A 16,349-nucleotide genomic window follows, 5' to 3' on the forward strand; every position below is an offset into this window, starting at 1 on the left:
CGCCGCATTCGCGAGCAAGCCCGCTCCCACAGTTTTGAACGGCGTCAGGCTTGGGGTTCGGTGAGCACTTTGCGGAAGGTTTCCACCAATGGCCGCAGGTTGATCCGGTGCCAGGCTGCCCACAGCGGGGTGGTGTAGGTCAGCCATGGCAGGTCGCGCAAGACCACGCCGGGCGGTGCGTTGCGGCTCAGGCCTTTTTGCACCATGGCCACGCCCAGCCCCGAGGCCACCAGGCCCAGGGCGGTGAACGGCTCGCTGGCCTCCATGGGAATCTGTGGGGTGAAACCGGCGCGGATGCAGGCGGCTACAAAGTCATCGGTAGGGCTGGCGCCGGGTTTGCGTTGTACGCCGATCCACTGCTGCTCGGCCAGGTGCTCGGGCAGCAGCGGTTGTTGGTGGGCGAGGGGATGGTGCTCGGGCAAGGCCAGCAACATCGGGTCGTCCAATACTTGCAGCGCGGTCAGGTCCGGGTCATCGGCGGCCGGTGGTTCGCCCACCAGTGCAATATCCAGGCTGCGTTGGCGCAGGCCTTCGAGCTGTTCGAGGGAGGGCATGTTGTACAGCTTGATGTGCACGGTCGGGCGGTCGTCACGCAGTACCCGCAAGGCATTGGGCAGCACGCCGGCATGCATGGCGTTCTCGATGTAGCCGATGCACAAGCCGCCTTCTTCACCGCGTCCCAGGCGTTTGCCGAGGGATTCCAGGCGATTGGCATGGGTGAGCAACGCCTTGGTTTCGGCCAGAAAGGTCTGACCATCGCGGGTCAGGCGGATGCGCTGCTGGCTGCGTTCGAACAGGGTCAGGCCCAGGCGTTCTTCGAGCTGGGCGATCTGCCGGCTCAACGGCGATTGGGAGATGTGCAAGCGCTCGGCGGCGCGACCGACGTGTTCTTCTTCGGCGACCACTTCGAAGTAGCGCAGCTGGCGTAGGTCGATCATGTTAGACCTCATGGGACTCAAGTCTGTCGAAGTATGTCTTGGACGGTCAGATCTTGGCAATCTAGGATCTGCTCAACGGTCACCGCGACCACGAACCGATTGAGGATTCACCATGAGCTTGAGAGACAAACTGCCCGGCCCACTGGGCTTTGGCACCGCACCACTGGGCAACATGTTCCGCGCCATTCCCGAGGACGAGGCCCAGGCCACCGTCGAGGCGGCCTGGAACCAAGGCGTGCGTTACTTCGACACCGCGCCGTTCTACGGCTCGGGCCTTTCCGAGATCCGCCTGGGCCAGGCCCTGGCGCAGTACAACCGCGACGACTTCGTGCTCAGTACCAAAGTGGGCCGGGTGATTCTCGATGAAGTCGAAGAAAGCACTCGCGACCTCGGCGAAAAGAGCGGCGTGTTTGAACACGGCCGCCCCAACAAGATGCTCAACGACTACAGCGCCGACGCCACGCTGCGCTCGATTGAAGACAGCCTGAACCGCCTGAAAACTGATCGCCTGGACATCGTGTGGATCCACGACATCGCCCAGGACTTCTACGGCGACCAATGGCTGGAGTACTTCAACCAGGCCCGTACCGGCGCCTTCAAGGTGCTGACCCGCTTGCGTGAAGAGGGCGTGATCAAGGCCTGGGGCCTGGGCGTCAACCGCGTCGAACCGTGCGAATTGACCCTGGACCTGAGCGAGGCACAGCCTGATGGTTTTCTGTTGGCCGGCCGCTACACCTTGCTGGACCACGACCGCGCCCTGCAACGCCTGATGGACGCTGCCTTGGCACAGAACGTCGAGTTTGTGGTCGGCGGCCCTTACAGCTCGGGCATCCTGGCCGGCGGCGCGCACTTCGAATACCAGAAAGCCAGCCCGGCGATCATCAGTAAAGTCGAGCAGATCAAGGCGATTGCCCAGGCCTTCGGCGTCAGCGTGAAAGCCGCTGCGCTGCAATTCTCCCTGGCGCATCCGGCCGTGGCTGCTGTAATTCCGGGTGCCAGTCGTCCGGGGCGAATTGCCGAAGACGTCGCGGCGTTGTCAGAAACCATTCCGGCAGCCTTCTGGCTGGCCCTGCGCGACGCCCGATTGATTTCGGACCGCGCACCTCTGCCGCTCTAACTCAAGGAATCTTGCGATGAACATTGATGTAAGTGGAAAGGTTGCCATTGTCAGCGGCAGCACCGCCGGGATCGGCCTGGGTATCAGCCAGGCCCTGGCGCAGTCCGGCGCAACCGTGGTAGTGATCGGGCGTGAAAAGGGCAAGGTCGACGAGGCCCTCGCAAGTATCCGCCAGGCGGTACCGGGCGCCGACCTGCGTGGCCTGGTGGCCGACCTGGGCACGGCCGAGGGCGCGCAAACGCTGTTCGCCGCCGAACCTCGCGCCGACATCCTGGTCAACAACCTGGGCATCTTCAACGATGTGGACTTCTTCGAGGCGCCCGACAGTGAGTGGACGCGCTTCTATGAGGTCAATGTGATCTCCGGCGTGCGCCTGGCGCGGCACTATGTGCCGGGCATGGTCGAACAGGGCTGGGGGCGGGTGATTTTCCTGTCCTCGGAGTCCGGCGTGGCGACCCCGGCCGACATGATCAACTACGGCGTGACCAAGAGCGCCAACCTGGCGGTGTCCCACGGCCTGGCCAAGCGCTTGGCCGGTACTGGGGTGACAGTCAATGCGGTGCTGCCGGGGCCGACGTTCACCGATGGCCTGGAGCATATGCTCAAGGACGCCACCGCCAAGTCGGGGCGCAGTGCGCGGGACGAGGCCGACGTGTTTGTGCGCCAGGCGCGCCCTACGTCGATCATCCAGCGTGCGGCCAATGTGGATGAAGTGGCGAACCTGGTGGCGTACATTGCCTCACCGCTGTCTTCGGCAACCACAGGCGCGGCATTGCGGGTCGACGGTGGTGTTGTCGACAGCATGGCGATCTGAATTCTTTTAATGGTGTGGAGTATTTATTGTGGCAACAGCCTCTTCTGTAATCGAAGTACCCGTATCGGCCGATCAGGTCTGGCAATTGGTGGGTGGTTTCAACGCGCTGCCGGACTGGCTGCCGTTCATCGTCAAGAGCGAGCCAAGTGACGGCGGCCGCGTACGCCATTTGCAAACCGCTGACGGCGGGGTGGTGGTCGAACGCTTGCAGACGTTTGACAACGTGGCTCGCACCTACAGCTACACCATCGAGCAATCGCCGTTCCCGGTGAGCGCGTACCTGGCGACCTTGCAGGTTGAGGCCTTGACCGATGCGTCGGCCAAGGTGACCTGGTCCGGCGTATTCACCCCGGTAGCGGGCACCACCGATGCGGCGGTCGAAGAGTTGTTTGCCGGCGTCTACAGCGGCGGCCTTGAGGCCCTGCGCGCCAACTTCTAACCCGACTCGCTAGACAACACAAATCCAATGTGGGAGCTGGCTTGCCTGCGAAAGCTGTGTATCAGTCACCGGAATGATTGACTGATCCACCGCTATCGCAGGCAAGCCAGCTCCCACAGAGTTGTGTGGTGCTCGTGTTATTCGGGCATGAGTTGTTGGCGGCACTCGAGAATCAGGCGGGCACCGCCTTGCTCGCTGGTGCCCACCTCCAACTTGAACCCATGCAAGTTGATGATCGCCGCCACAATCGACAAGCCCAACCCGAAACCGCCTTGCTGGTCGCTTTCATCCACGCGATAGAAGCGCTGGAACACCGCATCGCGTTCCGCCACCGGTATGCCGGGGCCGGAGTCGTGCACTTCGATGCGCGTGCTGCCCGCATCATTGACCCCGCGCAGAATCACCTCGCCGCCGGGTGGGGAGAACTTGATCGAGTTGCTCAGCAGGTTGGCCAGGGCTTCGAACAACAGGGCGCGGTCGCCGGTGATCCACGGCAGGGACTCCGGCGCCTCAAGCCGCAGCTGCAATTCACCTTCTTCGGCCAGCGGCAGGTAGAAGTCGTGCAGTTCGCGCAACAGCGGCAACGGGTCCATCACCAGGAAGCCTGAACGGCGCTGGTGGTCTTCCAGCTCCGAGATGCGCAACAGCCCGCGAAAGCGCGCCATCAGGGTGTCGGTTTCGGCAATGGCGTCATCGAGTTTTACCGCGTAGCCCGAGTCTTGTTCAGCTTCCTGCTTGATGCGGTATAACTGCGCCCGCAGGCGTGTCAGCGGCGTGCGCAGGTCGTGGGCGATGTTGTCGCACACGCCTTTGACCTCGTTCATCAGCTTCTCGATGCGGTCGAGCATGGCGTTGACGATGGCCGCCAGCATGTCCAGCTCATCACGTCGGTTCGACAGCGGCAGGCGATGGGTGAGGTCGCCTGCCACGATGGCCTCGGCACTCGCCTGGATCCCACGGATACGCCGCAGCGGGCGGCGGCGCAACAGATGCCAGCCGGCCGCACCGGGGATGATGGTCAGGGACAACGCCCACAACAGCGCATGCCAGATGATCCGGGTCACGCCGAATAGCGAACCGTTGGCCCGCACCAGCACCAGCCAGCGGCCGTCTTCGGTGTGGGTGGCCACGGCGTCGCAGCTGTCCTTGGGCAGTTTCGGGTCGTCGGAGTCGACGCAATTGGCCAGGGCGTGGATCTTGCCGTCCAGCGGCAGGTCCGGCGGCACGGCACGAATCGGCCCGCTCAAGGGGCGGAACTGTTCATCGAACAGGCCGTAGGCATCCACGCCCTTCATGTCGAAGGTCATGCTGGTGGTCAGCGCTTCGACCAGCTCTTCGCCGTCGAAACGCTGGAACAGGTGCTGGCGCTGCATCAGGGAGTGGCGCGACAGGTCGCCCAGGTAACCCGACACTTCGTAGTACAGCACCCCCATGAGGATGCAGCTCCACGCCACGAACAACGAACTGTAGAGCGCCAGCAAGCGGCTGCTGGAAGAACGCCAGCCCTTAGAGGGGTTCAGCAATGACATAGCCGGAGCCTCGTACCGTGCGGATCAGCGGCGTGAGGCCCGGTGGATCGATTTTCTTGCGCAGGCGACCGATGTGCACGTCGATCAGGTTGGTGCCCGGGTCGAAGTGGTAGCCCCAGACTTCCTCGAAAATCATCATTCGCGACAGGATCTGGCCGGTGTTGCGCATCAGGAATTCGAGCAATTTGTACTCGGTGGGCAGCAGGCTCAGGGGTTGCTCGGCGCGGCTGGCTTCGCGGCTGATCAGGTTCAGTTCCAGGTCGGCCACGCGCAGGGCGGTCTCGAACTCCTTCACCGTGCTTTTGCGGCGCAGCAGCACTTCAACGCGGGCCGCCATTTCGTCGGAGGCGAACGGCTTGGTCAGGTAGTCGTCGCCCCCGGCTCGCAGGCCACGGACCCGCTCGTCGACATCGGAGAGGGCGCTGATCATCAAGATCGGCGTCGACACCCCGATGGTGCGCAGGGTGGTCACGATGGCCAGGCCATCGAGTTCCGGCAGCATACGGTCGAGGGTAATCAGATCGTAATCACCACTGACAGCACGGACCAGGCCTTCGCGGCCGTTGTCCACCCAATCCACATCCAGTCCATGGCTACTCAGCTCGGCGACGATCTCGCGGGCTGTTACGGCGTCATCCTCGATTGTCAAAATACGGGTCATAGGATTACCTGGTGAGCGGTTCACACGACAGAAGTGGGGCCATTTTGCCAAGAAATGCCTGAACGCTTCCTAAATTAAACTTCATCTTGGCAAAACCGACACATTTTCATGTTGCAGGCCGGCAGGAAACCCAGCCACCGATAACAGAACCCACCCTACAATCCCGTAGGAGCCGGCTTGCCGGCGATGAGGCCCCTGAGCCTTGCGCTGTGGCAGAGGCCGCGATCGCCGGCAAGCCGGCTCCCTACAGGGGGGGCGGGAGTGCATAACGCCCGCCGCAATCGATCAGTTCTTGCAAGTTGCACGGTCCTAGGAAGTTCAAGTTATTTAACGCATTGAAAAACAAGACATTTTATTTTTGCGACGACTGGCATGGTGCCTGCACTGTCTCTTTTGAGACTTGTAACACTATTTTTCTGCCTGGAGTACAACAACAATGATCACATCCTCATCCACGCTGCAAGAGTCGAGCACGCGCTCCGGGGTTTCCTGGGGGGCGATCTTTGCCGGGGCCGCTGCGGCGGCGGCACTGTCCCTGATCCTCGTATTGCTGGGCTTTGGCCTGGGTTTCTCGGCGGTGTCGCCGTGGGCCGACAGCGGTATGAGCGCCAAGGGGCTTGGCATTTCCACGATAGTCTGGCTGGCCTTCACCCAGATTGTCGCGTCGGGCCTGGGCGGCTACATCGCCGGCCGGTTACGCGTGAAGTGGGCCAATATGCACGGCGATGAGGTGTACTTTCGCGACACCGCCCACGGTTTCCTGGCCTGGGCCGTGGCCACGCTGGTGACCGCGATGCTGGTGGTCGGCTCCCTCAGCAGTGTGGTCGGTGGCGGCGTGAAAGCCGGTGCGAGTGTGGCTTCGGGCGCAGCTCAAGCCGTCGGCAGTGCCGCCCAAGGGGTGAAAGGCGATGACTTCGGCTACTACGTCGACAGCCTGTTCCGCGACGACCGCCCGGTTGCCGTCAGCGATGACGCGGCCCACGGCGTGGTCGCGCGCATCTTCACCCGTACCCTCGCCAACGACGGCCAACTGGCCCCAGAGGATCGCGCCTACCTGGCCCAGTTGATCAGCCAGCGCACCAACCTCAGCCAGGCCGACGCCGAAGCGCGTATCGACAAAGTCTATGGCGACGCCCGCAAAGCCGTGGAAGACGCCAAGCTCAAAGCCAAGCAGGCTGCTGATACCGCTGCAAAAGTCGCCGCCTATACCTCGCTGTGGACCTTCATTTCCCTGCTAATCGGTGCGTTCTTTGCCAGCTTCGCGGCCACCTACGGCGGTCGCCGCCGTGATGCCGTGGTGTATGTCGAAACCGAACACTTCGTACGTTAATTCAAGGAGAACGTCATGCGCTCATTACTGTTGTGGTTCCTCGGTGTGCCTATCCCGGTCATCATCCTGATCGCGATCTTCATGCACTGATCCCGAGCCTGGCTCGGTCCCCTGTGGGAGCGGGCTTGCTCGCGAATGCGGTGTGTCAGCGACTGATGAGTTGGCTGACACGGCGCTTTCGCGAGCAAGCCCGCTCCCACATTTGTTAATGGCGGCTTAACACGTGCTTGGCTAGACTCGCGCCCCATGAGCCGCCTTCTACGTGTCATCCTCGTCATGCTGCTGAGTCTCACGCTTCCCCTCACCGGGATGGCGGGTGTGCCGTCGAGCACCGAGCCTTGCCCGATGAAGATGAGCGACATGCGCCTGATGAGCGACATGTCTCCCGACTGCTGCCAGAGCGGCGTCGACCACGGCAAGGCGTGCAAACCCGGCCAGGAATGCAAGACCGGCGGCCTGTTGCAATTGTCGATGCCGGTGCTCAAGGCGCCGTTGACCCTGGCCCATCCCCTGGCCGCAAACTTCGCCTCGGACTTCATCCCCGACCGCACGCCGTCCGGCGTCTGGCGCCCACCCCGTACCTGATTCCTGTTGACCTCAAGCCTCATTCCGCTTTCGGGATGACCTTGCTGTGGGCCGCATAACGCGGCGCGCAGTGGAACAGATCAGGAATCTTCACCATGAATGCCCTCTACCTGCGCGCCCTGATGATGGGCGTGCTGGCGTGGCCGGCGTTGGCGAGCGCGCTGACCCTGGATGACGCCCTGCGCCTGGCGCAAAACAACGCGCCGTCGTTGACGGCCGAGTCGGCCAAGCTGCACGCCGCGACCCAGGCGGCGATCCCGGCCGGCGAGTTACCCGACCCCAAGCTGGTGGTTGGCCTGCAGAACTTCCCCATCGGCGGGCCCAATCGCGGCACGTTGTATGGCGATGACATGACCCAACAGATGATCGGCATCCAACAGCAGGTGCCCAGCCGTGACAAGCGCAAGGCACGGGTCGAGCTGGCCGATGCCACCGTCGAACGCACGGCGGCCGAAGGGCGGATCGAACGCCTGAACGTGCGCCAGGCCACCGCCCAGGCGTGGATTCGCGCCTATGCGGTGGAGCAAAAACAAGCGCTGTTCCCGGCGTTCTACCAGCAGAACCGCCTGCTGCAAGACAGCGTAAGGGCGCAATTGGCGGGTGGGCGTGGCCAGGCGTCCGATGCGGTGATTCCCCGGCAGGAAGCCGCCGACCTGAACGGGCGCGAAGACGAGCTGACCGAGCAACGTGCCCAAGCCCGTGCAGCCCTCAAGCGCTGGATCGGCCCGGCCGCCAATGAAGCCCCCAGCGGTGCGTTGCCCAACTGGACGCTCGACAGCCACGGCCTTAGCCACAACCTGCACCAACACCCTGAGCTGCAAGCCTACGCGCCGCGTACCCGCGAGGCCCAAGCGCGGTTGCAGGAAGCCAAGGCGCAAAAGACGTCGGATTGGAGTTGGGAAGTCGATTACGGCCATCGCGGCCGTGAGTTCGGTGACATGGTCAACGTGCAGTTTACCTTTGACCTGCCGATTTTTCCTGGCCGCCGCCAGAACCCTGGCATCGCTGCCAAGCAGGCTGAATTGGACCAGCTGGATGCCGAGCGTGAAGCCGCCACCCGTGAGCATGTGCAGAGGCTCGATGACGACCTGGCGCAATACCAGCGCCTGGACCGGGCGGTGCAACGCAGCCAGGACAGCCTGGTGCCGCTGGCCGAGGAAAAGGTGCGCCTGAGCCTGGCCGGTTACCGGGCGGGCAAGGCTGACCTGATGAGCGTGGTCGGCGCCCGCCGTGAGTTGGTCGAAGCCCGTTTCAAACAGATTGATGCCTTGGAACAACGCGCCCTGGTCGGCGCCCAGCTGTATTTCGCCTATGGGGAACCTGCCAATGAATAATCGAATCGTGGCTGCGCTAGTGCTGCTGGGGCTGGGCGCAGGTTATGGGGTGGCACAGCTGCATCCCACCGCTTCGGCACCGGCTAAAGACGACAAAAAGGCGCTGTATTGGTACGACCCGATGTACCCGCAACAGCAATTCGACAAGCCCGGCAAGTCGCCCTTCATGGACATGCAACTGGTGCCGCGCTACGCCGACGGTGGCGCAGCGGCGGCAACGCCGGCGGTGCAGATCGACCCGCGTCTGGCCCAGAACATCGGGGTGCGCCTGGCGCCGGTGACCCGGGGTGTACTCACCACCACGCTGGACGTATCGGGCACCCTGGCGTTCAACGACCGTGACGTGGCGGTGCTGCAGGCGCGGGCGGCGGGGTTTGTCGAGCGTGTGTACGCCCGGGCGCCGGGGGACGTGCTCAAGGCCGGGGCGCCGTTGGCGGACATTCTGGTACCCGAATGGGCAGCCGCCCAGGAGGAGTTCCTGGCACTGCGCCGCAGCGGTGAGGGCAGCCTGATCGGCGCGGCTCGCCAACGCCTGCGGCTGAGTGGCATGCCGGCGACGTTGATCGCGCAGATGGAACGCAGCGGCCAAGTGCAGTCGGTGTTGACCGTCAGCAGCCCGTTGAATGGCGCGCTGCAGACCCTGGAGGTGCGCGAGGGCATGACGGTCGCGGCGGGGCAGACCCTGGCGCGTTTCAATGGCTTGGATCACGTGTGGTTGCAGGTCGCTGTGCCCGAAGCCCAGGGCGCTGCCTTGCACGTGGGGCAAAGCGTGCAGAGCCGCTTTGTCGGTTTGCCGGGCAAAACGCTTACCGGCACGGTCAGTGCGATCCTGCCGGCCGCAGCTCTGGACAGCCGCACCCTGCAGGTTCGCGTCGAGCTGCCCAACCCCGACGGTACCTTGCGCCCCGGCATGACGGCCCAGGTCAGCCTGGCGCAAAGTAGCGCGCAACCGGTGCTGCAGGTGCCCAGCGAAGCGTTGATCCGCACCGGCAAGCGGGTGCTGGTGATGCTGGCCGAGGAGGGTGGTCATTACCGGCCCGTCGAGGTGCACGTGGGGGCTGAAAGCCAGGACCAGACCGCAGTCGTCAGCGGCTTGCAGGAAGGCCAGCAGGTGGTCGCCTCCGGGCAGTTCCTGCTCGATTCGGAGGCCAGTCTCAAGGGCATCACCGTGACCCCCGCCGAAGCCGCGATGAACATGCAGCCGGGAGCCCAGCCATGATTGCCTTGTTGATTCGCTGGTCGGTGGCCAACCGCTTCCTGGTGTTGCTCGCCACGCTGTTCATCACCGCGTGGGGCATCTGGTCGGTGCAGAACACCCCGGTGGACGCCTTGCCGGACCTCTCGGATGTGCAGGTGATTATCCGCACGCCGTACCCGGGCCAGGCGCCGCAGATTGTCGAGAACCAGGTCACGTACCCGATGACCACCACCATGCTCTCAGTGCCGGGGGCCAAGACCGTGCGCGGTTTTTCGTTCTTTGGCGACAGCTACGTGTACGTGTTGTTTGATGAAGGCACCGACCTGTACTGGGCGCGCTCGCGGGTGCTGGAATACCTCAGCCAGTTGCAGGCGCGCCTGCCGGCGTCGGCCAAACCCTCGCTGGGGCCTGACGCCACGGGGGTGGGATGGATCTACCAGTACGCCTTGGTAGATCGCACCGGCCAGCATGACCTGGCGCAATTGCGCGCCTTGCAGGACTGGTTCCTCAAGTTCGAGCTCAAGACCCTGCCCAACGTGGCGGAAGTCGCGACCATCGGCGGCCAGGTCAAGCAGTACCAAGTGCAGCTCGACCCGCTGGCGCTGGCCAGTCGCGGGATCACCCAGGCGCAGGTCAAGGAAGCCATCGACAAGGCCAACCAGGAAACCGGTGGTTCGGTGCTCAACCTGGGCGAGTCTGAATACGTGGTGCGGGCCTCCGGCTACCTGAAAAGCCTGGCTGACTTCCGCGCCATTCCGTTACGCCTGGACGCGAACAACGTGCCAGTCACCCTCGGCGATGTGGCGAACATCCAGTTGGGCCCGGACCTGCGTCGGGGTATCAGTGAGTTGGACGGCGAGGGCGAGGCGGTGGGCAGTGTGGTGATCCTGCGCAGCGGCAAGAACGCGCGGGAAGCCATCGCGGCGGTCAAGGTCAAGCTCGACCAGCTCAAAGCCAGCCTGCCGCCCGGCGTGGAGATCGTCACCACGTATGATCGCAGCAAGCTCATCGACCGCGCCGTGGACAACCTCAGCCACAAACTGCTGGAAGAATTCCTGGTGGTGGCGCTGGTGTGCGGGATTTTCCTGTGGCACTTGCGCTCATCCCTGGTGGCGATCATCTCGTTGCCGGTGGGGGTGCTGATCGCCTTTATCGTCATGCGTTTCCAAGGCATCAACGCCAATCTGATGTCCCTGGGCGGCATCGCGATTGCCATCGGGGCGATGGTGGACGCGGCGGTGGTGATGATCGAGAACGCCCATAAGAAAATCGAAGCCTGGCACCACGCCAATCCCGGACGGGACCTGAAAGGTGAAGCGCATTGGAAGGTAATGACGGAGGCGGCGGTGGAGGTTGGCCCGGCGCTGTTTTTCTGCCTGTTGATCATCACCTTGTCGTTCATTCCGGTGTTTACCTTGCAGGCTCAGGAAGGCCGCCTGTTCGGCCCGCTGGCCTACACCAAGACCTACGCCATGGCGGCGGCCGCCGGTTTGTCGGTGACCTTGATCCCGGTGCTGATGGGCTACTGGATTCGTGGGCGCATTCCCGATGAGCAGCGCAACCCGCTCAATCGTGGCCTGATCAAGCTCTATCAACCGGCCCTGGACGCTGTGCTGCGTTGGCCACGCATGACCTTGCTGGTGGCGTTGCTGATGGTCGCCAGTGCGCTGTGGCCGATGTCGAAGCTGGGCGGGGAATTCCTGCCCCCGCTGGACGAGGGCGACTTGTTGTACATGCCGTCTGCGTTGCCGGGCTTGTCCACGCAAACGGCGGGCGAGTTGCTGCAACGCACCGACCGGCTGATCAAGACCGTGCCCGAAGTCGCCCACGTGTTCGGCAAGGCCGGGCGCGCCGAAACCGCCACCGACCCGGCGCCGCTGGAGATGTTCGAGACCACCATCGAGTTCAAGCCCAGGGACCAATGGCGCCCCGGCATGACCCCGGATGCGCTGGTCAAGGAGCTGGACCGTGTGGTGCAGGTGCCGGGCCTGACCAACATCTGGATCCCGCCGATCCGCAACCGTATCGACATGCTCGCCACCGGGGTCAAGAGCCCGATTGGCGTGAAAGTCGCGGGCAGCAACCTGATGCAGATCGACGCCGTGACCCAGGCCGTGGAAAAGGTCGCCAAAGGCGTGCCGGGGGTGAGTTCGGCGCTGGCTGAACGCTTGACCGGCGGGCGTTACATCGACGTGGACATTGACCGTGCCGCTGCCGCGCAATATGGGCTGAACATCGCCGATGTGCAGTCGATTGTGTCGGGGGCGGTGGGCGGCGAGACCATCGGCGAGACCGTGGAAGGCCTGGCGCGTTTCCCGATCAGCCTGCGTTACCCCAAGGAATGGCGCGACTCGGTGCAGGCGCTGCGGGACCTGCCGGTGTACACACCGAAGGGCAGCCAGATCACCCTGGGCACGGTGGCAAAAATCCAGGTCAACGATGGCCCGCCGATGCTCAAGAGTGAAAACGCGCGGCCTTCGGGCTGGGTGTACATCGACGTGCGTGATCGTGACTTGGCCTCGGTGGTGAAAGACCTACGCACGGCTATCAACGCGCAGGTGCATTTGCAACCGGGGATGAGCTTGAGTTACTCGGGGCAGTTCGAGTTCCTGGAGCGCGCCAATCAGCGTTTGAAGCTGGTTGTGCCGGCCACGCTGCTGATCATTTTTGTACTGCTGTACCTGACCTTTCGCCGGGTGGAGGAAGCGCTGTTGATTCTGGCGACGCTGCCGTTTGCCCTGACGGGCGGTGTGTGGTTGCTCTACTGGCTGGGTTTCAACCTGTCGGTGGCCACGGGCGTGGGGTTTATCGCGTTGGCGGGGGTGTCGGCGGAGTTTGGCGTGATCATGCTGCTGTACCTGAAAAACGCCTGGGCCGAACGCAAGGACGGCAACCTGTTGGCCGCCCTCAGCGAAGGCGCGGTGCTGCGGGTGCGGCCCAAGGCGATGACGGTGGCGGTGATCATCGCCGGGCTGTTGCCGATTTTGCTGGGCGGCGGTACGGGCAGTGAGGTGATGAGCCGCATTGCGGCGCCGATGATTGGCGGGATGCTCACGGCGCCGTTGCTGTCGCTGTTCGTCATCCCGGCGGCGTACTACCTGATGCGTAAAGCCAAACACTGACCCAAAAATGTGGGAGCTGGCAAGCCAGCTCCTACAGGGGGCGTGGTGCGACAGGCGTCAGTCGTCGAACCCAACCTGTTCGTGGATTTCGTCCACCTTCAGTTCCAGGCGGTAGGCCACGGCGATGAACAGCGCCTGGCACAGGCACAAGGTGGCGCTCAACGAGCGGAAGGCAAACGAGGAACCTTCGTTCACCAGCAGCACCGCGTTCGCCCGCTTGGCCAGGGGCGACAGGTTGCTGTCGGTGATGATCAGGGTCTTGGCCTGGTGATGCTGGGCGATGCGCAGGCAGTGCTGGGTCTCTTTGCCGTAGGGCGTGAAGCTGATGGCGATCACCAGGTCGTTGGCGCGCACGCTGCGCATCTGCTCGCGGTAGCTGCCGCCCAGGCCCGAGATCAGGTGGATGCGCTTGTTGGTGTGCTGCAGGTTGTAGACCAGGTAATCGGCCACCGCGAAGGACCGGCGCACGCCGACCACGTAGATGTTGTCGGCATTGACCACCAGGTCCACGGCTTTTTCGAAGGCCGCATCATCCAGTTCCAGCCCCAGGCGCTCGATGCCGGACAGGGTGGCGTTCACACATTCCCGCGCCAGGTCGCCGCCGCTGGCTTTCTGCGACTTGTTGGCGATCATGCTGCGGATGCGCTGCTGGTAGTTCTGCACCGGCGTGGTCTTGTGGGTGTAGGCCTCGCGAAACAGCGCCTGCATTTCGCTGAAACCACTGAAGCCGAACCGCTGGGAGAACCGCACGATGGCAGATGGGTGCACCTCGCATTCGCGGGCGATGTCGCTGATGCGGTCGACCATGATCCGGTCGCTCTGCTGGCTCATGTAGCTGGCGATGCGCTTGAGCTGGCGCGGCAGGCTTTCGTATTCGTCGGTGATCAGCTGCAACAGGCGCTCGGCATTGATCGGAGGGCTGGCGATGGTTCCTTCCAGGGTGGTCTCGTGATCGGTGCTGGACATGGGCAATCCTTCTGGCTTGTTCGTCTGATGCGCTGATGGGTGGCGCAAGTCTACAGGGTAGGCGCAAAAAAATACCCCGGCATCACGGCGTGCCTGGCCTGCTGAATCGATGCAGTGTCGGGGCAGAGCCTTCAAGGTGGCGTATTGGAAAAAATATTCCACTAAAAATAATTATGGAATAAATATTGATTGCCGTCGCCGGACGTTCTAGTCTGCTCCCACCAAGAGCGTTTGCCGTCGCCACGGCGGCACAACGCAGGCTGATAAAAATAACAGGAGCCAGCATGGGCCAGACTCGTTTTGCCAGTGGGCGTCAATTGGATCTGATTTGCCTCGGGCGCCTGGGCGTCGACCTCTACGCACAGCAAGTGGGTGCGCGGCTTGAGGACGTGTCCAGCTTCGCCAAGTACCTCGGCGGGTCCTCCGCCAACATTGCCTTCGGCACTGCGCGGCTGGGGCTCAAGTCGGCCATGCTGAGCCGGGTGGGCGACGACCACATGGGGCGCTTCCTGGTGGAATCCCTGGCCCGCGAAGGCTGCGATGTCAGCGGCATCAAGGTCGACCCGGAGCGCCTCACCGCCCTGGTGCTGCTGGGCCTCAAGGACCGCGAAACCTTCCCCCTGGTGTTCTACCGCGAAAACTGCGCCGACATGGCCCTGCGCGCCGAAGACATCAGCGAAGCCTTCATCGCTTCCAGCAAAGCCCTGTTGATCACCGGCACGCATTTCTCCACCGAGGGCGTGTACAAGGCCAGCATCCAGGCGCTGGATTACGCCGCCAAGCACAACGTCAAGCGCGTGCTCGATATCGACTACCGCCCGGTGCTGTGGGGCCTGGCGGGCAAGGCCGACGGCGAGACGCGCTTTGTTGCGGACCAGAATGTCAGCCAGCACGTGCAAAACATCCTGCCGCGCTTTGACCTGATCGTCGGTACCGAAGAAGAATTTTTGATCGCCGGTGGCAGCGAAGACCTGCTCACCGCCTTGCGTACCGTGCGCTCGCTGAGCCCGGCCACGCTGGTGGTCAAGCTCGGCCCGCAGGGTTGCACGGTGATTCACGGCGCGATCCCGGCACGCCTGGAAGACGGCGCGATCTACCCCGGCGTGCGCGTCGAGGTGCTCAATGTGCTCGGCGCGGGCGATGCCTTTATGTCGGGCTTCCTCAGCGGCTGGATCAAAGATGCCAGTGATGAGCGCTGCAGCCAGTTGGCCAACGCCTGTGGCGGCCTGGTGGTGTCGCGCCACGCCTGTGCACCGGCCATGCCGACCCCCGCTGAACTGGACTACCTGTTCAACAGCCCGGTGCCGATCACCCGGCCCGACCAGGACGTGACCCTGCAACGCCTGCACCGGGTGACGGTGCCGCGCAAAGCCTGGAAGCAGTTGTTCGTGTTTGCCTTCGACCATCGCTGGCAACTGGTGGACCTGGCACAGAAGGGCGGCCAGGACCCGGCGCGCATCAGCGATGCCAAGCAACTGTTTATCCAGGCCATCGAACGCGTCGAGAAAAAACTCGCCGAGCAAGGCGTGGAAGCTGACGTGGGCCTGCTGGCCGACCAGCGCTTCGGCCAGGACGCGCTCAACGCCGCCAGCGGTCGTGGCTGGTGGATCGCGCGCCCGGTGGAGGTGCAGAACTCTCGGCCCCTGGCGTTCGAACACGGCCGCTCGGTGGGCAGCAACCTGATCGCCTGGCCGCAAGAACAGATCATCAAGTGCCTGGTGCAATTCCACCCCGACGACGAACCCATGCTGCGCCTGGAGCAGGAAGCCCAACTCAAGGCGGTGTACGAGGCGTCAATAGTCAGTGGCCATGAGCTGCTGCTGGAAGTCATCCCGCCCAAGGATCACCCGTCTACTTATCCCGACGTGCTCTACCGCAGCCTCAAGCGCCTGTACAACCTGGGCATCTACCCGGCGTGGTGGAAGATCGAAGCGCAGTCGGCTGAAGACTGGAAAAAACTCGACGAGTTGATCCAGGAACGCGACCCGTACTGCCGAGGCGTGGTGCTGCTGGGCCTGAATGCATCGGCCGAATGCCTCGCCGAGGGCTTCCAACAGGCCGCCCAGAGCACCACCTGCCGAGGGTTTGCCGTAGGCCGCACGATCTTCCAGGAGCCGAGCCGCGCGTGGCTGGCGGGGGAGATTGATGACGAGACGCTGATCCAGCAGGTGCAGGCCACCTTCGAACAGCTTATTAACGCCTGGCGCCAAGCGCGGGACTGAAAATGCTCTCAATCTGAAATGCAATCCAATGTGGGAGCTGGCTTGTCGGGTCGCCGCACCGCTGCGATGCAGACGACTCGGTCCATCAGACATA

The 16,349-nt window shown here is 63.4% G+C and carries 13 protein-coding genes; 9 read left to right on the plus strand and 4 right to left on the minus strand.

Annotated elements, in window-relative coordinates:
• Positions 1–44 precede the first annotated feature (44 nt).
• Complete coding sequence (locus M2394_RS28755) at positions 45–938, minus strand: LysR substrate-binding domain-containing protein (protein ID WP_259175537.1); 894 nt, start codon at positions 936–938, stop codon at positions 45–47.
• A 112-nt stretch (positions 939–1,050) separates the two neighbouring features.
• On the opposite strand from M2394_RS28755, the gene M2394_RS28760 reads away from it, so the two are divergent.
• Genes M2394_RS28760 through M2394_RS28770 form a run of 3 tightly spaced genes read left to right on the plus strand, consistent with a single transcriptional unit; the run spans position 1,051 to position 3,308 of the window.
• On the plus strand, positions 1,051–2,055 hold the full coding sequence (locus M2394_RS28760) for an aldo/keto reductase (RefSeq protein WP_178924938.1): 1,005 nt from the start codon (positions 1,051–1,053) through the stop codon (positions 2,053–2,055).
• 16 nt (positions 2,056–2,071) lie between these two features.
• Positions 2,072–2,869 (plus strand): SDR family NAD(P)-dependent oxidoreductase, encoded by a 798-nt coding sequence (locus M2394_RS28765; protein WP_178924936.1) that lies wholly within the window; start codon positions 2,072–2,074, stop codon positions 2,867–2,869.
• Positions 2,870–2,897: 28 nt separating this feature from the next.
• Positions 2,898–3,308, plus strand: coding sequence for an SRPBCC family protein (locus M2394_RS28770; RefSeq protein ID WP_178924935.1), 411 nt, complete (start codon positions 2,898–2,900; stop codon positions 3,306–3,308).
• A 137-nt stretch (positions 3,309–3,445) separates the two neighbouring features.
• On the opposite strand, the gene M2394_RS28775 is transcribed toward M2394_RS28770, so the two are convergent.
• On the minus strand, positions 3,446–4,837 hold the full coding sequence (locus tag M2394_RS28775) for a HAMP domain-containing sensor histidine kinase (RefSeq protein WP_178924933.1): 1,392 nt from the start codon (positions 4,835–4,837) through the stop codon (positions 3,446–3,448).
• Positions 4,815–5,498 carry a response regulator transcription factor gene (locus M2394_RS28780; protein ID WP_003219726.1) on the minus strand — a complete coding sequence of 228 codons (684 nt, stop codon included), beginning with the start codon at positions 5,496–5,498 and terminating at the stop codon, positions 4,815–4,817. The genes M2394_RS28775 and M2394_RS28780 overlap by 23 nt, the downstream gene beginning before the upstream one ends.
• 436 nt (positions 5,499–5,934) lie before the next feature.
• Between M2394_RS28780 and M2394_RS28785 the strand changes: the two genes are divergently transcribed.
• The 5 genes from M2394_RS28785 (at position 5,935) to M2394_RS28805 (ending at position 13,067) form a co-directional block, all read left to right on the plus strand.
• The gene (locus M2394_RS28785) at positions 5,935–6,828 is read left to right on the plus strand and encodes a hypothetical protein (RefSeq protein WP_259175555.1); all 894 of its coding nucleotides are present in this window, start codon (positions 5,935–5,937) and stop codon (positions 6,826–6,828) included.
• 246 nt (positions 6,829–7,074) lie between these two features.
• Positions 7,075–7,413, plus strand: a complete 339-nt coding sequence (locus M2394_RS28790) for a hypothetical protein (RefSeq protein ID WP_259175557.1) — start codon at positions 7,075–7,077, stop codon at positions 7,411–7,413.
• A gap of 95 nt (positions 7,414–7,508) precedes the next feature.
• Entirely contained in the window at positions 7,509–8,747 is a 1,239-nt protein-coding gene (locus M2394_RS28795) for a TolC family protein (protein ID WP_259175558.1), read from the plus strand.
• Positions 8,740–9,966, plus strand: coding sequence for an efflux RND transporter periplasmic adaptor subunit (locus tag M2394_RS28800; protein ID WP_259175559.1), 1,227 nt, complete (start codon positions 8,740–8,742; stop codon positions 9,964–9,966). The genes M2394_RS28795 and M2394_RS28800 overlap by 8 nt, the downstream gene beginning before the upstream one ends.
• On the plus strand, positions 9,963–13,067 hold the full coding sequence (locus M2394_RS28805) for an efflux RND transporter permease subunit (RefSeq protein ID WP_259175560.1): 3,105 nt from the start codon (positions 9,963–9,965) through the stop codon (positions 13,065–13,067). The genes M2394_RS28800 and M2394_RS28805 overlap by 4 nt, the downstream gene beginning before the upstream one ends.
• A gap of 57 nt (positions 13,068–13,124) precedes the next feature.
• Here M2394_RS28805 and M2394_RS28810 read toward each other — a convergent pair whose 3' ends face one another.
• Complete coding sequence (locus M2394_RS28810) at positions 13,125–14,033, minus strand: MurR/RpiR family transcriptional regulator (RefSeq protein ID WP_176999041.1); 909 nt, start codon at positions 14,031–14,033, stop codon at positions 13,125–13,127.
• A gap of 284 nt (positions 14,034–14,317) precedes the next feature.
• Between M2394_RS28810 and iolC the strand changes: the two genes are divergently transcribed.
• The gene (iolC, locus tag M2394_RS28815; RefSeq protein WP_259175562.1) at positions 14,318–16,255 is read left to right on the plus strand and encodes a 5-dehydro-2-deoxygluconokinase; all 1,938 of its coding nucleotides are present in this window, start codon (positions 14,318–14,320) and stop codon (positions 16,253–16,255) included.
• Positions 16,256–16,349 lie beyond the last annotated feature (94 nt).

Source organism: Pseudomonas sp. BIGb0164 (assembly GCF_024810135.1).
Lineage (GTDB): Bacteria > Pseudomonadota > Gammaproteobacteria > Pseudomonadales > Pseudomonadaceae > Aquipseudomonas.

Excerpts from the sequence above, each read along its gene's own strand:
- M2394_RS28755 (WP_259175537.1), bottom strand. The coding sequence starts at position 938 with ATGATCGACCTACGCCAGCTGCGCTACTTCGAAGTGGTCGCCGAAGAA.
- M2394_RS28760 (WP_178924938.1), top strand. The coding sequence starts at position 1,051 with ATGAGCTTGAGAGACAAACTGCCCGGCCCACTGGGCTTTGGCACCGCA.
- M2394_RS28765 (WP_178924936.1), top strand. The coding sequence starts at position 2,072 with ATGAACATTGATGTAAGTGGAAAGGTTGCCATTGTCAGCGGCAGCACC.
- M2394_RS28775 (WP_178924933.1), bottom strand. The coding sequence starts at position 4,837 with ATGTCATTGCTGAACCCCTCTAAGGGCTGGCGTTCTTCCAGCAGCCGC.
- M2394_RS28780 (WP_003219726.1), bottom strand. The coding sequence starts at position 5,498 with ATGACCCGTATTTTGACAATCGAGGATGACGCCGTAACAGCCCGCGAG.
- M2394_RS28785 (WP_259175555.1), top strand. The coding sequence starts at position 5,935 with ATGATCACATCCTCATCCACGCTGCAAGAGTCGAGCACGCGCTCCGGG.
- M2394_RS28790 (WP_259175557.1), top strand. The coding sequence starts at position 7,075 with ATGAGCCGCCTTCTACGTGTCATCCTCGTCATGCTGCTGAGTCTCACG.
- M2394_RS28795 (WP_259175558.1), top strand. The coding sequence starts at position 7,509 with ATGAATGCCCTCTACCTGCGCGCCCTGATGATGGGCGTGCTGGCGTGG.
- M2394_RS28800 (WP_259175559.1), top strand. The coding sequence starts at position 8,740 with ATGAATAATCGAATCGTGGCTGCGCTAGTGCTGCTGGGGCTGGGCGCA.
- M2394_RS28805 (WP_259175560.1), top strand. The coding sequence starts at position 9,963 with ATGATTGCCTTGTTGATTCGCTGGTCGGTGGCCAACCGCTTCCTGGTG.
- M2394_RS28810 (WP_176999041.1), bottom strand. The coding sequence starts at position 14,033 with ATGTCCAGCACCGATCACGAGACCACCCTGGAAGGAACCATCGCCAGC.
- iolC (WP_259175562.1), top strand. The coding sequence starts at position 14,318 with ATGGGCCAGACTCGTTTTGCCAGTGGGCGTCAATTGGATCTGATTTGC.